Annotated in this window: 13 protein-coding genes; 5 read left to right on the forward strand and 8 right to left on the reverse strand. The window is 64.3% G+C overall.

Annotated elements, in window-relative coordinates:
• Positions 1–138 precede the first annotated feature (138 nt).
• The 3 genes from zupT to ACVOL0_RS10065 are packed head-to-tail and all read right to left on the reverse strand — an operon-like array spanning position 139 to position 1,734.
• Positions 139–948 (reverse strand): zinc transporter ZupT, encoded by an 810-nt coding sequence (gene zupT, locus ACVOL0_RS10055; RefSeq protein ID WP_481548965.1) that lies wholly within the window; start codon positions 946–948, stop codon positions 139–141.
• Between the two features lie 20 nt (positions 949–968).
• Entirely contained in the window at positions 969–1,385 is a 417-nt protein-coding gene (locus tag ACVOL0_RS10060) for an energy transducer TonB (RefSeq protein WP_481548966.1), read from the reverse strand.
• A gap of 1 nt (position 1,386) precedes the next feature.
• On the reverse strand, positions 1,387–1,734 hold the full coding sequence (locus ACVOL0_RS10065; RefSeq protein WP_481514891.1) for a 4a-hydroxytetrahydrobiopterin dehydratase: 348 nt from the start codon (positions 1,732–1,734) through the stop codon (positions 1,387–1,389).
• An 88-nt stretch (positions 1,735–1,822) separates the two neighbouring features.
• On the opposite strand from ACVOL0_RS10065, the gene ACVOL0_RS10070 reads away from it, so the two are divergent.
• Positions 1,823–2,422 (forward strand): NfuA family Fe-S biogenesis protein, encoded by a 600-nt coding sequence (locus tag ACVOL0_RS10070; RefSeq protein WP_481548967.1) that lies wholly within the window; start codon positions 1,823–1,825, stop codon positions 2,420–2,422.
• A gap of 13 nt (positions 2,423–2,435) precedes the next feature.
• The gene (locus ACVOL0_RS10075; protein WP_481548968.1) at positions 2,436–4,238 is read left to right on the forward strand and encodes a hypothetical protein; all 1,803 of its coding nucleotides are present in this window, start codon (positions 2,436–2,438) and stop codon (positions 4,236–4,238) included.
• 222 nt (positions 4,239–4,460) lie between these two features.
• Here the strand turns inward: ACVOL0_RS10075 and ACVOL0_RS10080 are convergent, their stop codons facing one another.
• A complete protein-coding gene (locus ACVOL0_RS10080; RefSeq protein WP_481548969.1) occupies positions 4,461–4,922 on the reverse strand; it encodes a c-type cytochrome in 462 nt (153 codons plus the stop codon).
• Between the two features lie 9 nt (positions 4,923–4,931).
• Positions 4,932–5,324 carry a c-type cytochrome gene (locus ACVOL0_RS10085; RefSeq protein ID WP_481548970.1) on the reverse strand — a complete coding sequence of 131 codons (393 nt, stop codon included), beginning with the start codon at positions 5,322–5,324 and terminating at the stop codon, positions 4,932–4,934.
• Between the two features lie 222 nt (positions 5,325–5,546).
• On the opposite strand from ACVOL0_RS10085, the gene ACVOL0_RS10090 reads away from it, so the two are divergent.
• Genes ACVOL0_RS10090 through ACVOL0_RS10100 form a run of 3 tightly spaced genes read left to right on the forward strand, consistent with a single transcriptional unit; the run spans position 5,547 to position 13,223 of the window.
• On the forward strand, positions 5,547–6,683 hold the full coding sequence (locus tag ACVOL0_RS10090) for an efflux RND transporter periplasmic adaptor subunit (RefSeq protein ID WP_481548971.1): 1,137 nt from the start codon (positions 5,547–5,549) through the stop codon (positions 6,681–6,683).
• Positions 6,680–10,147 (forward strand): efflux RND transporter permease subunit, encoded by a 3,468-nt coding sequence (locus ACVOL0_RS10095; RefSeq protein ID WP_481548972.1) that lies wholly within the window; start codon positions 6,680–6,682, stop codon positions 10,145–10,147. Before ACVOL0_RS10090 ends, ACVOL0_RS10095 begins: the two co-directional genes overlap by 4 nt.
• A gap of 4 nt (positions 10,148–10,151) precedes the next feature.
• The gene (locus tag ACVOL0_RS10100; protein ID WP_481548973.1) at positions 10,152–13,223 is read left to right on the forward strand and encodes an efflux RND transporter permease subunit; all 3,072 of its coding nucleotides are present in this window, start codon (positions 10,152–10,154) and stop codon (positions 13,221–13,223) included.
• Between the two features lie 407 nt (positions 13,224–13,630).
• Here the strand turns inward: ACVOL0_RS10100 and ACVOL0_RS10105 are convergent, their stop codons facing one another.
• Genes ACVOL0_RS10105 through ACVOL0_RS10115 form a run of 3 tightly spaced genes read right to left on the reverse strand, consistent with a single transcriptional unit; the run spans position 13,631 to position 16,285 of the window.
• The gene (locus tag ACVOL0_RS10105) at positions 13,631–14,863 is read right to left on the reverse strand and encodes a TraB/GumN family protein (protein WP_481548974.1); all 1,233 of its coding nucleotides are present in this window, start codon (positions 14,861–14,863) and stop codon (positions 13,631–13,633) included.
• Positions 14,856–15,386, reverse strand: a complete 531-nt coding sequence (locus ACVOL0_RS10110) for an N-acetyltransferase family protein (RefSeq protein ID WP_481548975.1) — start codon at positions 15,384–15,386, stop codon at positions 14,856–14,858. Before ACVOL0_RS10110 ends, ACVOL0_RS10105 begins: the two co-directional genes overlap by 8 nt.
• An 11-nt stretch (positions 15,387–15,397) precedes the next feature.
• Positions 15,398–16,285, reverse strand: a complete 888-nt coding sequence (locus ACVOL0_RS10115) for a carbon-nitrogen hydrolase (protein ID WP_481548976.1) — start codon at positions 16,283–16,285, stop codon at positions 15,398–15,400.
• Between the last annotated feature and the right edge of the window lie 256 nt (positions 16,286–16,541).

Consider the following 16,541-nt stretch of genomic DNA (forward strand, 5'->3'; position numbering starts at 1 on the left):
CCCCGCCCCCCCCCCCACCCCGCCCCCCCCCCCCCACCGCGCGCGCGACCCCCGGCGGGGCGCGGCCGCCCCCCCCCCCCCCGCTCCTACAAAAAGCCGAATTCGGAATCAGCTGGGTTGCCCGCCGGCCCCGGCTTCCTACCACTTGAACAGCACCAGGCTCACCGCGATGGTCGCCATGCCGATCACCAGCCCGTAAACGGTCTCGTGGCCCTGGGCGTAGCGCTTGGCGGCCGGCAACAGTTCATCCAGCGCCAGAAATACCATGATGCCGGCGATCAGCCCGAACACTGCGCCGAAGGTGGCCGGGGACAGGGCGTCCGCCAGCAGGAAGTAGCCGATGGCGGCGCCGACCGGCTCGGCCAGGCCCGACAGCAGGCTGGCGCCGAAAGCATAGGACTTGCGCCCAGTGGCCAGGTACACCGGAACGGCGATGGCGATGCCTTCGGGGATGTTGTGGATGGCGATGGCAAAGGCCAGTGGCAGGCCGACCGAGGGGCTTTCCAGGGTGGCGAAGAAGGTGGCGAGGCCTTCCGGGAAGTTGTGCGCGGTGATGGCGATGGCGCTGAGCAGGCCGACCCGGCGGATCTGCGTGTGGCTGTGGTCGTGGAAGGCCGGGTCCTGCTTGTCCAGGCTGTCGTGCGGGTTCGGCACCAGGTGGTCGATCAACACCACCAGCAGCACGCCGCCGAGGAACCACAGGGTGCCATAGGTGTAGCCGAGGCGGTCGCCATAGGCCTGGGCGAACGAGCTGATCGATTTGTTCAGGATCTCCGACAGCGAGACGTAGACCATCGCGCCGCCGGCAAAGGCCAGCCCGAACGCCAGCAGGCGCGGGTTCGGGCGTTTGGAAAACAGGACCAGCAGGCTGCCGACGGCGGTGGCCAGGCCGGCAGCGAGGGTCAGGCTGAACGCAAGCCAGAGGTTGTCACCAGGGATCGCGTGCATGCGCGCAGGCCGTTGTTGGCTCAGCCGCCGCGGCGCGCGCGCTCTTCAATGGCGAAGCACTCATTTGGCTTCGGGTCCGGCGGGTTGAAGCTGACCGGTACCTGGATGGTGGTGGGTACCGGTTGGCCGTTGCGGGTGGCCGGGTTGAACTTCCATTCGCGCACGCGGCGCGCGGCGGAGTCGTCCAGCTGGCTGTTGCCGCTGCTGGTGACCAGCGAAACCTCGGTAGGCGTGCCCTGCGGGCCAACTACCACGCGAAGTACGCTCTTGCCGCCAACGCCGGTACAGGCCAATTCGGCCGGGTAGTCCGGCGGCGGGGTCTGTACGGCAGCCACTTCGGTCGGGGCGATGACCGGTGCGTCCGGTTGATTGGAGGAGTTGCAGGCGCTCAATGTGGCCACGGTGCCCAATGCAGCGAACAGCAGACGCAGGTTCATGTCATTGCTCCGTTAGTGCGGATGCCTTGGCGGCACAGATGAAGTCGTTTTCGCTCAGTCCGCCCACATCGTGGGTGGAAAAGCGCACAACGGCACGGTCGTAGTGCACGCCCAGGTCGGGGTGGTGGTCTTCGCGATGCGCAACCCAGGCCAAGGCGTTCACGAAGGCCATGGTGCCGTGGTAGTTGTCAAAGCGGAATGTACGGGTCAGGGCCTGGCCATTCTCGGCCAGCTCCCAGCCCGGCACCTGCGGCAGCAGCTCGGCAACGCGGGCCTGGCTCAGGCGATATTCGCTGCCCCGGCGCGGGCTGCAGTGCGCTTGTGCCAGCGGGATGAGATCAGGGGCCATGCATACCTCCATAACAGGTGACTGAACTGTGCCGACCTTGGAATCACTGTCCCATCGGTGGCAACCAAGACACGGCTAGAATACCCGCATGATCCAGATCTCAGATACCGCCCAAACGCATTTCCGCAAGTTGATCGAACGCGAGGCCGTGCCCGGGATGGGCGTGCGCCTGAGCGCGATGGACCCCGGAACCCCGAGCGCAGACGCGCGCCTTGAATTTGCCGAGCCGGCTGACCTGCTCGGTGATGAGTGGGCCGTGGACTGCGATGGCTTCACCTTGTATGTCGCCGCCACCAGCGTGGCGTGGCTCGATGGCGCCGAGATCGACATCGTCACCCAGGCTGCCGGTACCCAGCAGCTGACCATCAAGGCACCCAAGATCAAGGGCGAAGCCCCGGGTGATGCAGCGTCCATCGTCGAGCGTGTGCGTTGGGTGATTGAAAACGAAATCAATCCGCAGCTGGCTTCGCATGGCGGCCGTGTTGCGGTGCAGGAAGTGTCCGCCGACGGCGTGGTATTGCTGCGCTTCGGCGGTGGCTGCCACGGCTGTGGCATGGCCGATGTGACCTTGAAGCAGGGGATCGAAAAGACCTTGATGGGCCGGGTGCCGGGCATCACCGCCGTGCGTGATGCCACCGACCACGAAACCGGTCAGGCCCCGTATATTCCGCGCGACGGCGCGGGCTGAGCCGCTGCCACGCATGCCGGTGACATCGGTTACCGAGCTGATCAATCTGCTGGCCTCGCGCCGGCAGACCAGCATCCTGCACGATCGCCGCACCGGCATGCCGTACAGCTGGAGCAACTGGCTGCGCACGCGTGTCTCCAAGGGGCTTTCCGCCTTTGTCGATGCCGATGCCGCCGAAGCCATGGCGGCGCGGCCACCGCGACCTCGCGCGGGTGTACCTGCACGGTTGCCGCTGTGGCAACACATCGTGTTGCTGTTCTGGAATGGAGGCGAAGCGCCGCCGCGCGATCAGCGTGGCCTGCGTTGGTTTGCCGGTTTCTTCAGTGCCGGCCTGCATGTGTTGTTCGCGCTGCTGTTGCTGTGGGTGGCGTTGGTGCGCAGCAATGTGCCCGAACCGAACGCCGAAGAAGGCGAGCGCGTGCAGGTGGAGTATGTCGGGCGCGGTACGCCGGACGAGGAGGGCGGTGGTGCGCCGCAAGCAGCTGAAGCGGGGGGCGTGCAGGCAGCCGTAGCTGCGCAGTCTGGCGCAGCGTCTGCTGAGCCATCAGTACCTGCGGCTCAGGAATCGATTGAAGTCCCGGCTGCGAGCGCATCGCAGGCCAATGTGGCGGCTGCTGCCGAGCCAATATTCGAGCCCGAGTCGATGCAGGTTGATGCATCCAAACCTGTGCCGGAGCCGCCAACCGCCAGCGAGCAACCGCTGCAGGTGACGGAGACAAGCCAGCCGACCAGTGAGTTCGTGGTGCCTCCCGCCACGGTGAAGGCACCTGTGTTGCGCAACGGCCAAGCGCAAGTGCGCGAGCGCACCATCGAAACGGCACTTGATCGTCCGCAGCCAACTCAGGCGTTGCGCAAGCCTGCCGAAGTTTCGGTACAGCTGCGTACTACCCAGGTGCAGGTGCGCGAACGCCAGATCGAAGTGGCCACACAGCAACCGATAGCGGTGAGCCAGCCACAGGCGCGTGAAACACAGGTGCAGATCCGCACGCCGGTGCTTGGCGTGCGTGAGCGCCAGATCGAAACCGCAACGCAGGAATCGGTGGCGATGGCCACGCTGCCATCGCGCGCTGCCCAGGTAGAAGTGAAGACGCCGACGATGACGGTGCGTGAGCGTGCAGTGCCCGGTGTTCCAGACAAGCCCGCCGCACAGGCGGCGACGTCTCCAGCTGCGGCGACGCAGGCATCAAGCAGTGCGGCGGCAGCCAGTGCATCGGCCAGCCCGTCGCGCGCTGGTGGGCAAGCGGTGGCCAATCCGAATCCGCGCGCTGGGACCAGTGCGGGTGCAGGCCCGAAGCCGGAAGATCGCAGCGGCGGTTGGGCGGCACCTAACCGTGGCGATGATTGGGGTGCAGCGCAACGCCAGGTTGCCGGTAGCGCTGGCGGTCAGGCTGACAAAGGTACGGGGCTGTTCAATGCCGATGGCAGCGTAAAACTGGGCGGCAACGAGGGGCTGGGTCAGGACGCTGCCAAGCGCGGTGCGCCGGGCGGTGATGCCGACACCTGGAGCCGCGAGCGCATTGCCGAGTCCGGCACCTGGCTCAAGCGCCCGCCTTACGACTACACACCAACCTCGTTCGACAAGTACTGGGCGCCGAACGAATCGCTGCTGGCTGAGTGGGTGCGCAAGGGCATCAAGAGTGTGGAGATTCCGATCCCGGGCTCGAAGAGCAAGATTTCCTGCGTGGTTTCGATGCTGCAGTTCGGTGGTGGCTGTGGCCTGACCAACCCGAACATGCAGGAGCAGCCAGCAGAGGCGCGCCCGCCACCGGATATCCCGTTCAAGAAAGAGCTGCAGGAAGACAACGGCAGTCGTTGATGGCTTCCCGCGTGCCGGTGGTTCTTGTGGGAGCGGCGTAAGCCGCGAAGCTCGTACCGTATCAGATGGCGCATTTGCCTGCGGTTTCGGCAATGCCAGCTTCGCGGCTTACGCCGCTCCTACAAAACCAGTGCCAGGCGCATCGCGTGAGCGCGGGTCAATTACAACAAAGCCGCCCGAGGGCGGCTTTGTTGTGTCAGTGCGGTGCCTCGATGGTTGCCCTCAATCCACGCCGTGCAGGTCGCGCAACTGGCTGGGGCGCGAGCCGAAGTAGGCAGCCAGATCGGCGATGTCCTGGTCGCTGAGCTTCTGTGCCTGCGGCGTCATCAGCATGTGGTCGCGGGTGCTGGCACGGTAGGCCTGCAGTGCGTGGGCGAGGTAGTCACCGTATTGGCCGCCGAGCTTGGGATAGGTTGGGTCGATGGGGTTGTTGCCGTCGGCGCCGTGGCAGTCGATGCAGCTCTGCCCGGTGGCCTTGCCCTTTGCTGCTGCCAGGTGCTCACCGGCGGCGATGCGGCCGGTGGGCAGGCCAGCGGAGGAGCTGGAGCCGTGTTCACCGCTGGCATGGCCGGGATCGGCCGCGGATTTGCTGCTGGACTCGACCTCCGACTGCGTACAGGCAGCCAGACCCATGGCGGCGAACAGGGCGATGGACAAACGCAGTGCGTGCGTGGCTTTCGTCATGGTCGGCGCTTATTTGAGGGTGGACAGGTAGGCGGAGAGATCAGCAATGTCCTGCGGGCTGAAACTCATCGATTGCGCCTGCATCGTCGGATGCTTGCGCTTGCCTTCGCGGTATTCGGTAAGCGCCTGGGTCAGGTATTGCGGCGACTGCCCGCCGATCTTCGGTACGCGGTAGCTGGGGTAGGCGTTCTTGTAGCCGGTGATGCCGTGGCAGCCCTGGCAGGTATAGGCCAGGGTTCGGCCAGTGGCGGCATTGCCCGTGCTGGCTGGTGCCGGTGTGGCGGCGGGGGCAGCAGCGGCGGGGGCGACGGCGGGTGTAGCAGACTGCGGATCAGCTTGGGCGGCCCCGAGGGTCAGGGCAAAAGCCAGAGCGAAACAAGCGGCGAGCGGCTGCGAGCGCATGGTTTCCTTATCCGGTGAGCGGGTCTGGGGTTCCGCCGTGGGATACGGAACGGGCCGAGTATAGCCCGCGTATTTACCCGTTCGGAACAGGCACTTGGATGCTGCAATGCGGTAGGCAGAAGCAAAGGTGCAGGTACCCATGACTTTCGGGGCATGGTGTAGGCGTGGGGTGGTGCAATACTTTGCTACAACACCTGCCTACGCATCCCCAGGGACAAGACGATGTCGCGACTTTTCACTCTGCACGCCCGCACCGGAAGCTGCGCTGCTGCACTCCTGATCACCACTTCCCTGTTGCTCGGCGGTTGCAAGGCCGGTGGTGAGGAAGCCAAGGCCAAGACGCCGGATGAACAGAAGGCCAGTGACGCCGTACCGGTGGAAGTGGCCAAGGCCGAGCGCCGTGCCATTGCCGCCAGCTATACCGGTACTGCCGCACTGGAGCCGCGCGCTGAATCGCAGGTGGTCGCCAAGACTTCCGGCGTGGCGCTGGCGGTGCTGGTCGAGGAAGGCCAGCAGGTGCGCGCCGGGCAGCCCCTGGTTCGGCTGGACCCGGATCGTGCGCGCCTGAGCGTGGCACAAAGCGAGGCGCAGATGCGCAAGCTGGAGAACAGCTATCACCGCGCCGAGAAGCTGGTGCAGCAGCAGCTGGTCAGTGCTGCCGATGTGGACCAGCTGCGTTATGACCTGGAGAACGCGCGGGCGATGTACCGGATGGCGACGCTGGAATTGTCCTACACGACGGTGGTCGCGCCGATCAGCGGAGTGGTCGCCTCGCGCGAGATCAAGCCGGGCAACTTCGTGCAGATCAATTCGCCGATCATCCGCATCGTCGACAGTGCCCAGCTGGAAGCCACCCTCAATGTGCCCGAGCGCGAGATCGCCAAGCTCAAGCCGGGCCAGGCCGTGTCGCTGCAGGTGGACGCGCTGCCGGGCAAGCCGTTCACCGGTACGGTGGACCGCGTTGCGCCGGTGGTCGACAACGGCACCGGCACCTTCCGCGTGGTGACCACGTTCACCGGTGAAGACGCATTGCAGGCCGGTATGTTCGGCCGCCTGAGCATCAACTACGACCAGCGCGCCGATGCGTTGGTGGTGCCGCGCACCGCACTGTTGGAAGACGGCGGCAAGCCTGCAGTCTATGTGGTGCGTGACGGCAAGGCCGTGCGCACCGAGCTGGCCCTGGGTTACGACGATGCAGGCTTCATCGAGGTACGCAACGGTCTGAAGCAGGGTGATGAAGTCGTCATCGCCGGCAAGGCAGCACTGCGTGAAGGCAGTGCGGTGCAGGTGATCGGCAAGGAGAAGGCGGTCGCCGCGGCGGCCAAGGCGCCGGCAGCTGCACAGGCGACCAAGCAATGAGCGACCACGGACCGTCGGCTTCCGGCGGTGGCTTCGATCTGATCGAGTTCGCCACCCGCCGCCGCGTCACCATCGCGATGATGACGCTGACCCTGGTGTTGTTTGGCCTGATCTCACTGTCCAGCCTGAAGGTCGAACTGCTGCCGGACCTGAGCTATCCCACCCTGACCGTGCGTACCGATTACGAAGGTGCGGCGCCTGCCGAGGTGGAAACCCTGATTTCGCAGCCGGCCGAAGAAGCGCTGGGCATCGTCAAGGGCCTGCGCAAGCTCAAGTCGATCTCGCGCACCGGGCAAAGCGACGTGGTGCTGGAGTTCGCCTGGGGCACGGACATGCAGCAGGCTGGGCTGGACGTGCGCGACAAGATGGAAACGCTGCAGCTGCCGCTGGAGGCCAAGCCGCCGGTACTGTTGCGCTTCAATCCGTCCACTCAGCCGATCATGCGGCTGGCGCTGTCGTCCAAGCAGGAAGCCGGCAACGACGCCGATGCCGTGCGCCGCCTGATGGAACTGCGTCGTTACGCCGATGAAGACCTCAAGCGCAAGCTGGAGCCGGTCAGCGGTGTGGCTGCGGTCAAGGTCGGCGGTGGTCTGGAAGACGAGATCCAGGTTGATATCGATCAGCGCAAGTTGGCTGCTCTCGGTCTGTCGTTGGACACGGTGATCCAGCGTCTGCAGCAGGAGAACGTCAACCTGTCCGGCGGTCGTCTGGAAGAAGGCTCGCAGCGTTACCTGGTGCGTACCGTCAACCAGTTCGCCACGGTCGAGCAGATGCGCGAGATGCTGCTGACCACGGCCAGTGGCTCCAGCACCGCCAGCTCGGCCGGTGAGAATCGTCAGCTCATGTCCGCCATCCTCGGTAGTAGCGATCCCAATGTGATCGCGGCGATGCGCAGTGACGGCAGCAGCAGCGCGCCCAGCGTGCGCCTGAAGGACGTGGCGGAAGTACGCCAGGGCTACAAGGAACGCGAAGCAGTGATCCGCGCTGCTGGCCATGAAGCGGTTGAACTCGCTGTCTACAAGGAGGGCGACGCGAATACCGTTTCGACTGCTGATGCGCTGGAAGCGAAGTTGGAGCAGATCCGCAAGGAAATGCCCAAGGACATCGAGATGACCACGGTCGAGGACCAGTCGGTCTTCATCCGCCATGCCATCAAGGACGTCAAGATCGATGCAGTGATCGGCGGCTTGCTGTCGGTGCTGATCATCTTCCTGTTCCTGCGTGATGGCTGGAGCACCTTCGTGATCTCGCTGTCGCTGCCGATCTCGATCATCGCCACGTTCTTCTTCATGGGCCAACTCGGGCTGAGCTTGAACGTGATGTCACTCGGCGGTCTGGCGCTTGCCACCGGCCTGGTGGTGGATGACTCGATCGTGGTGCTTGAATCGATTGCCAAGGCGCGTGAGCGCGGCATGGGCATTCTGGAGGCGGCGATCAAGGGCACCCGCGAAGTGTTCATGGCGGTGGTTGCTTCGACCCTGACCACGATCGCGGTGTTCCTGCCGCTGGTGTTCGTCGAAGGCATTGCCGGCCAGTTGTTCCGTGACCAGGCCTTGACCGTGTCGATCGCCATCGCGGTGTCGCTGGTGGTGTCGATGACCCTGATCCCGATGCTGAGCGCACTCAAGGGCCGCCCGCCGTTGGAGTTCCCGGCCGAGGACCCGCGTGAGCCGTGGCGCCCCCAGAGCCGCTGGAAGAAGCCGGCTGCCTACGCAGGCCGTGGTATCGGTGCGATGTTCCGATATGGTTTTTACTTCCTGGCCTGGAGCGTGGTGCGGATTTTCCGTGGCATTGCTGCGGTGGTCGGCCCGGTGATGCGCAAGGCCAGTGACCTGGCAATGGCGCCGTATGGCCGCGCTGAGGCGGGTTACCTGCGCGTGCTGCCGGCGGCATTGAAACGTCCGTGGCCGATTCTGGGTTTTGCAACCCTGGCCTTTGGCCTGACCTTGGCAGCCTTGCCGTTGCTGGGTGTGGACCTGCTGCCGCAGCTGGCCCAGGACCGCTTCGAGATGACCGCCAAGCTGCCGCCAGGCACGCCGCTGGCGCAGACCGATGCACTGGTGCGCGAAGTGCAGCGCAAGCATGCTGGCGAAGAAGGCGTGCGCCTGCTGTACGGCGTCTCCGGCACCGGTACGCGACTGGATGCCAGCCCGACCGAGAGCGGCGAGAACATCGGCAAGCTTTCGGTGGTGATGAACGACACCAAGCTGGAACCGGCACTGACCGAAAAGCTGCGCGAAACCATGAAGGCCTGGCCGTCGGCGCAGGTGGATTTCGCCCGCCCGGAACTGTTTGCGCTGTCGCCGCCGCTGGAAATCGAAATCGAGGGCAATAACCTCGAAGACATCCGCGTCGCCGGCAATCGCCTGGCCGGCATGCTGCGCGAGAACCCGCACTACGCCGACGTCAAGTCGACGGTGGAGCAGGGCTTCCCGGAAATCCAGGTGGTGTTCGACCAGGACCGTGCTGCGGCGTTGGGCCTGACCACGCGGCAGATCGCCGATGCGGTGGTCAACAAGGTCAAGGGCAATGTCGCCACCCGCTACAGCTTCCGTGATCGCAAGATCGACGTGCTGGTGCGCGTGCAGGAGTCGGAGCGTTCCTCGGTCAACGACATCCGCCGTCTGATCGTCAACCCGACCGGCGCCAAGGCGATCGAGCTGGGCTCGGTGGCCGACGTCATCGCCACCACCGGCCCCAGCGAAATCCACCGCGCCAACCAGCGCCGCGTGGCGATTGTCTCGGCCAACCTGCGCGATATCGATCTGGGCAAGGCCATCACCGAAGTGCAGAGCATGGTTGCCAAGAATCCGTTGGGCACTGACGTCGGCATGCATATCGGTGGCCAGGGCCAGGAACTGGGTGAGTCGATCCGCTCGCTGCTGTTCGCCTTTGCACTGGCGGTGTTCCTCGTTTACCTGGTGATGGCATCGCAGTTCGAATCGCTGCTGCATCCCTTCGTCATCCTGTTCACCATTCCGCTGGCGCTGGTTGGCGCGGTTGCAGCCCTGCTGCTGGCGCGCTCACCGGTCTCGGTGGTTGTGTTCATCGGCTTGATCCTATTGGTCGGTCTGGTGGTGAAGAACGCCATCATCCTGATCGACAAGGTCAACCAGCTGCGCGAGGAGGGCGTGGCCAAGCGCGAGGCCCTGGTTGAGGGCGCACGTTCGCGTCTGCGGCCGATCATGATGACCACGCTGTGCGCGGTGTTCGGCTTCCTGCCGCTGGCCCTGGCCTTCGGTGAAGGTGCCGAAGTGCGCTCGCCGATGGCGATCACGGTGATCGGTGGCCTGCTGGTCTCGACCCTGCTGACCCTGTTGGTGATCCCGGTGGTGTACGACCTGCTGGACCGCAAGCCGGACGAGTACTACGCCGAACGCGGCCGTCGCGCACGCCAGGCGATGGCCCAGGCCGAGCAGGTGCTGAGCCACGAGCAGGACCCCATTGGCGGCATCAAGGACTGAGCGGATGAATATCACCGAGCTGTCCATCCGCCGCCCTGTCACCACCATCATGTTGTTCGTGTCGATGGTGGTGATCGGCCTGATTGCTGCGTTCAAGCTGCCGCTGGAGTCGGAGCCGGAAGCATCGATCCCGTTCTTCTTCATCGCACTGCCGTATCCGGGGTCGACCCCGGAAGAAGTGGAGCGCAACCTGCTGCGGCCGGTTGAAGAGGCCATCGCCACGATGCCCGGCATCAAGACGATGAACTCGCGTGCCAACGCCGAAGGCGGCCAGATCCAGGTCGAATTCAGCGACTGGAACCGCGACATCGCCATGGCCGCTTCCGAAGCGCGCGAGCGCATTGATGCGGTACGCGACGAGTTGCCGGACGACTTCCGCCGTTATTACGTGCAGCGCTGGAGCACCAGCGACCAGGAAGCGATCAGCCTGCGCCTGAACAGTGCCGAGGACCTGACTGCGCGCGCCGACATGATCGAGCGTGCCATCAAGCAACGCCTGGAGCGTCTGCCCGGCGTGGCCCGTGTTGAAGTGGAAGGCGTTGCCAAGCAGGAAGTGCTGATCGCGCTGGACAAGGACCGCATCAGCGCGCACGGCGTTGCCCTGAATGATCTGGTGCAGAAGCTGCAGGCGGCCAACTTCGCGGTATCGGCCGGGCAGATCACCGAGGACGGCCGCCGCCTGCGCGTGCAGCCCAAGGGTGAGCTGCTGGAAGTGCAGGAGCTGCGCGACCTGCCGGTCAACAATCGTGGTACCCGCCTGTCGGACATCGCTGAGGTCAGCCTGCAACCGCAGCGCATGAGCTATGTGCGGCGCATGGAAGGCAAGCCCAGCGTGGGCGTGGACATCTACAAGGAGCGCTCGGCGAACCTGGTGGACCTGTCGCGCGCTGTGACCAAGGAGGTCGCGCTGTTGGGCGAGGATCCGGCCCTGCGCGGTGTCGACATCGAGATTGCCTGGGATTCAGGCAAGGCCGTCACCAGTTCGCTGCTTGCGCTGGCCGAGGCTGGTGCGATCGGTTTGTTGCTGTCGGTGATCGTGCTGTACGCCTTCCTGCGCCATTGGCCATCAACGCTGATGGTGTCGATGGCGATACCGATCTGTTTCATCATGACCCTGGGCTTCATGTACTTCACCGGTATCAGCCTGAACATCATCTCGATGATGGGCTTGTTGCTGGCGGTCGGCATGCTGGTCGACAACGCCGTGGTGGTGGTGGAGAGCATCTATCAGGAGCGCGAGAAATACCCCGGCAAACCGGAGATGGCATCCATCATCGGTACCCGTCATGTGGCGATCGCGCTGTCGGCCGGTACCTTGTGCCACTGCGTGGTGTTCCTGCCGATGATGTTCGGCGAGAAGAACATCATCACCATCTACCTGACCCAGTTGGCGCTGACCATCTCCTTCTCGTTGCTGGCCTCGTGGCTGGTGGCGGTGAGCCTGATCCCGATGCTGTCGGCGCGGATGAAGACGCCGCCGGCATTGAAGTCGCCATTCATCAGCCGCTTGCAGGAACGCTATGCGCGGATGCTGCGCTGGACCCTGCAGAACCGTGGCTGGAGCGTGGCCGGTATCGTGCTGGTGTCGGTGCTCAGCGTGTGGCCGATGACCCATACCAGTGGTGGTGGCGATGACAATGATCCGGATGAGATCAACATCTTCTACCAATGGAAGGGCTCCTATTCCAAGGAGGAAATGGGCAAGGAAGTGCAGCGGGTCGAGGACTTCGTCAACGCCAACCGCGACGAGTTCAAGATCAAGCGCGTCTACAGCCGTTTTGCCGAACAGGGCTGGGCGCAGACGCGCCTGTACCTGAGCATCGACGACCGCGAGCAGAGCAAGAAGATCGAGGAGGAAGTGCGCAAGGGATTGCCGCAGTCGGCGCGTGCCAAGATCGGTATCGGCTGGCCGGGCGGCATGGGTAGCGACGGTGGCGGGCTGCGTTTCAGCTTGGTTGGTGATTCGAGCCAGACCTTGCGCGAGCTGGCCGACGACATCGTGCCGATCCTGGCGCGCAACCCCAAATTGCGCGACGTGCGTGTGGATGTGGGCGATGCCAATGCCGAGCTGGCGGTGCGGGTCAACCGCGAACGTGCAGCGTCGTATGGCTTCAGTGCCCAGCAGGTGGCGCAGTTCGTAGGCATGGCGCTGCGTGGCTCATCGCTGCGCGACTTCCACCGGGATGATGTTGAGATTCCGGTCAACGTGCGCTTCTCTGGCTCCGAGAGCTATGGCATCGAAGACCTGTCGTCGTTCATGGTGCGCAGCTCCAGTGGCAAGGAGATTCCGTTGCTGGCGATGGTGGATGTCAACGTCAATCCGGCGGCCAACTCCATCCAGCGCTTGAACCGGCAGACCATGCTGCGCATCGAAGCCGGCCTGGCCAAGGACGTGCCGATGGACCAGGCGCGCAAGTCGGTCGAGGAGACCCTGGACCGCGTGCAGTTCCCGCCAGGCTATGGCTATACGTTCAATGGTGCCGGCTTCAACATCAACTTCGACGGCATGGACCAGATGGTGAGTGCGATCTTCATCGCCCTGATCCTGATGGTGGTGATCATGGCGGCGGTGTTCGAGTCGCTGTTGTTCCCGGCTGCGATCATGTCCTGCGTGCTGTTCTCGATCTATGGCGTGTACTGGTTGTTCTGGCTGACCGGTACCGAGATGAACATCATGGCGGTGATCGGCATCCTGGTGCTGATGGGCGTGGTGGTGAACAACGGCATCGTGATGATCGAGCACATCAACAACCTGCGTCGGCGGGGGACGTCGCGCACCGAGGCCTTGATCGAAGGCAGCCGTGAGCGTCTGCGCCCGATCATGATGACGATGGGCACGGCGATCCTGGCGATGGTGCCGATTGCCTTGAACACGACCACGGCCGATGGCATGCCGCCGTATTACCCGATGGCGCGTGCGATTGCTGGTGGTCTGGCGTTCTCGACGGTGGTCAGCCTGCTGTTCCTGCCGACCATCTATGCGTTGCTGGATGATCTTCGTACCGGCACGGCGCGGTTGGTGCGGCGTGCGCGCGGCTTGCCGCCGGTGGAGCAAGCGGTTGTTGTAGAGGGCTGATAGGCTGGAGGCTGGCCGTAGTTGCTGAGTTTGCGAAAAGCGAATGCGACAGCAACGTCAGAAGCAAAAGCTCCCCTCACTCCTACCCCTCTCCCGCAAGCGGGAGAGGGGACAGCCGAAGCGAAAGCCAGAGCCAAAGCCAGAGCCAGAGCCAAAGCCAAAGCCAAAGCCAAAGCCAAAGCCAAAGCAGGCGATCTGGCTTCTGCTGCCGGCGCCGATGAGCCAGCAGCAAATGCCCATGCATGAGAGCCAATCCCCTCTCCCGTTTATGGGGTGAGAGGGGCAGTTTGCGAACCAACGGTTCGCTGCCCATCGAACGCCCTTGCGTCAGCGCAAGGGCCGGGGCGCGGAGCGAGGGTAGGGGTAAGGGCGCTTTTAAGCTTCCAACGCTCTAAAGCCCCAAGGCTTCACCCAGCCAACTTCCCATAAACACTGAAACCGGTCAGCCACAGCCCCAGCATGCTGCCCAAATTGGTCAACATGAAAGTCAGCACAATGCGGGTGACGCGGTTCCTGTACCAGCCCTTGGCGCTTTGCGCATCATCACGCAGTTGCAGGAAGTCCTGATATGTCGGCTTGCGCAGCCGCGTCTCCACCAGCGCCGAAAACGCACCGGTAGGAATGCTCAATCGGAAAGGCTTGAATGGCGCAACCACGATCGCGGTCAGGATGCTCAACGGATGGCTGGCGGCAAGCAGTGCACCAAGACCAGCCAGACCGCCGGTAAACATCGCCCAGGTCAACAGCATGTCGGCACCCATGCCCATGCCGCCCTTCCAGAAGCCAAACCCGATACCACCCAGCACGATGGCCAGAATGCCCAGCGTGATCCATGGGATGTTGCGCTTCTTCGGCACCGATTCCAGCTGCTCGCGCAGCGGGCCGGGGGCATCGGTATCGGTTTCCAGATAGCGGGCCAGGCCGGCAAGGTGACCCGCGCCAACCACCGCCAGCACATTGCGCTGCTCGCTGTTGTGCTCTTCGCGCAGGCGCGTGGCCATGTAGCGGTCACGCTCGCCGATGATGGCCTGATACAGCGCCGGGCTTTCGTTGGCGAATTCGCCGAAGCTCGACTCCAGCATGTCGCCTTGCTTGAGTTTCTCGATCTCGTCTTCGCCGACGTCTTCCGAGGAGAACAGGCCAGCACCCAGTCCCATCACCAGCTTGATCTTGCCGAAGAAACCCAGGCTCTGCGAGGCGCGGCGGAAGGTGAGGCCGACATCGCGGTCGATCAGGTGCACCGGCAGATCGTTGGCCTTGGCCAGTTCCACTGCGCGCTTCAGTTCGGCACCGGGCTCGATGCCCAACTGCTCGGCGAGCCGGCGCTGGTACGCAGCCAGCGCGAGGTTGGCGGCAAACAGCGCCACGCGGCCCTTGCGGATCACCTCGACCAGATCGAGCTGCGCCAAGGCGTTCGGATTGGTCAATGCCTGCAGGCGTTGCGGATCAAGTTCGACCGCGACTGCGTCGTACTGACCGCTGGCGATTGCCTGCTCGACAGCTTGTACGCTGGCGGCGGATACGTGGGCGGTACCCAGCAAGGTGTAACGCACGCCGTCGCGTTCAACCACGCGCACGGGCTGGCCGGCGAGCACTTCGCCACCGGTCTCAATAGAGGTGTCAGTCATTGCTTCATTCATTGGAGGGGGCGCTGTCGGCACCGTCGCCGAGTGCGCGTTGCATCTGCACGGTGTCCAGCCAGCGGCCATGTTTGCGGCCGAGGCCGCGGAACACGCCGACCAGCTCAAAGCCGAAACGTTCGTGCAGCTTGATCGATGCGGTATTGGTCGGTTCGCCGATCACCGCGATCATCTGCCGGTAACCGCGCGCGGTGCATTCGTCGATCAGGGCCTGCATCAAGGCCTTGCCAACGCCTTGGCCCTGGAAGCGGGCATCGACATAGACCGAGTTCTCCACGGTCCATTGGTAGGCGATACGGGCGCGGTAGCTGTTGGCATAGGCGTAACCGGCTACCTCGTCGTCGATGGTGGCGACGAGATAGGGGAAGCCGCGTGCGGTGATGTCCTGCATGCGCTGCGCCATTTCGGACGCGGCGGGAACTTCGTACTCGTAGGTGTTGACCAGCTCGCGCACCTCTACCGCGTAGATCGCGGTGATGGCCGGGATGTCAGCGGGTGTTGCGGTGCGCAGCTGCAGGGTCATGTCAGATCCGGTCAGTCGATGTAGCGTTTGAGCAGGTCGCCGTAGGCATCAATGCGACGGTCACGCAGGAACGGCCAGATGCGGCGCACGTGCTCGCTGCGCTGCAGGTCGACGTCGCAGACCAGCAGGGTTGCGTCGGTGCCGGCTTCGGCAATGAATTCGCCCTGCGGGCCCAGCACGTGGCTGTTGCCCCAGAAGTTGATGCCGGACGCGCCAAGTGGCGAGGCTTCGTGGCCGACGCGATTGCAGCTCAGTACCGGCACGCCGTTGGCGACGGCGTGGCCGCGGTGGCTCAGCACCCATGCATCGCGCTGGCGGTTCTTCTCGTCCTGCACATCGTCCGGGTCCCAGCCGATCGCGGTCGGGTAGAGCAGCAGTTCTGCACCAGCCAGCGCCATCAGGCGGGCGGCTTCCGGATACCACTGGTCCCAACAGACCAGCACGCCGAGGCGACCGACCGAGGTGTCGATCGGCTTGAAGCCTATGTCGCCCGGGGTGAAGTAGAACTTCTCGTAGAAGCCCGGGTCGTCGGGGATGTGCATCTTGCGGTATTTGCCCAGCAAGGTGCCGTCTTTTTCGAAGACCACGGCGGTGTTGTGGTACAGGCCAGCGGCGCGTCGCTCGAACAGTGAGCCGACGATGACTACGCCATGCTTCCTGGCCAGCGCGCCCAGATGTTCGGTGCTGGGACCGGGGATCGGCTCGGCCAGGTCGAATTCGTCCACCGATTCGTGCTGGCAGAAGTACGCGCCGTTATGCAGTTCCTGCAGCAGCACCAGTTTCGCGCCCTGCGCGGCAGCCTCGGCTACGCGTGCGTCGATCACGGCCAGGTTGGCGGCGGCATCACCGTGGTTTCGTTCCTGCACCAGGGCAACGGTAAGAGGGCTGCGCGAGTTCATGCTGCGATCCTGCGGGGGAAAACGCGCATGTTAACGCGGATGCGGGCTGGCAATGCGGTCTGGGCTGAACGGATGGGGCTGCGGCGCGCATGCGGTTGCTTGCGCTTCTCAGGTAGAGCCGAGCCATGCTCGGCTGAACATGTACGTAGCTGATCCGGATTGCACGGCCTTGGGCGAAAGGCCGCCGAGCGTGGCTCGGCACCACGCTTGCGCCCCTCTCCCGTTTACGGGAGAGGGGGTGGGGTGAGGGCGGCTT

The sequence above is a fragment of the Stenotrophomonas sp. STEN021 genome (genome assembly GCF_056760175.1).

Coding starts and splice junctions, on each gene's coding strand:
- zupT (WP_481548965.1), bottom strand. CDS start 948: ATGCACGCGATCCCTGGTGACAACCTCTGGCTTGCGTTCAGCCTGACC.
- ACVOL0_RS10060 (WP_481548966.1), bottom strand. CDS start 1,385: ATGAACCTGCGTCTGCTGTTCGCTGCATTGGGCACCGTGGCCACATTG.
- ACVOL0_RS10065 (WP_481514891.1), bottom strand. CDS start 1,734: ATGGCCCCTGATCTCATCCCGCTGGCACAAGCGCACTGCAGCCCGCGC.
- ACVOL0_RS10070 (WP_481548967.1), top strand. CDS start 1,823: ATGATCCAGATCTCAGATACCGCCCAAACGCATTTCCGCAAGTTGATC.
- ACVOL0_RS10075 (WP_481548968.1), top strand. CDS start 2,436: ATGCCGGTGACATCGGTTACCGAGCTGATCAATCTGCTGGCCTCGCGC.
- ACVOL0_RS10080 (WP_481548969.1), bottom strand. CDS start 4,922: ATGACGAAAGCCACGCACGCACTGCGTTTGTCCATCGCCCTGTTCGCC.
- ACVOL0_RS10085 (WP_481548970.1), bottom strand. CDS start 5,324: ATGCGCTCGCAGCCGCTCGCCGCTTGTTTCGCTCTGGCTTTTGCCCTG.
- ACVOL0_RS10090 (WP_481548971.1), top strand. CDS start 5,547: ATGTCGCGACTTTTCACTCTGCACGCCCGCACCGGAAGCTGCGCTGCT.
- ACVOL0_RS10095 (WP_481548972.1), top strand. CDS start 6,680: ATGAGCGACCACGGACCGTCGGCTTCCGGCGGTGGCTTCGATCTGATC.
- ACVOL0_RS10100 (WP_481548973.1), top strand. CDS start 10,152: ATGAATATCACCGAGCTGTCCATCCGCCGCCCTGTCACCACCATCATG.
- ACVOL0_RS10105 (WP_481548974.1), bottom strand. CDS start 14,863: ATGAATGAAGCAATGACTGACACCTCTATTGAGACCGGTGGCGAAGTG.
- ACVOL0_RS10110 (WP_481548975.1), bottom strand. CDS start 15,386: ATGACCCTGCAGCTGCGCACCGCAACACCCGCTGACATCCCGGCCATC.
- ACVOL0_RS10115 (WP_481548976.1), bottom strand. CDS start 16,285: ATGAACTCGCGCAGCCCTCTTACCGTTGCCCTGGTGCAGGAACGAAAC.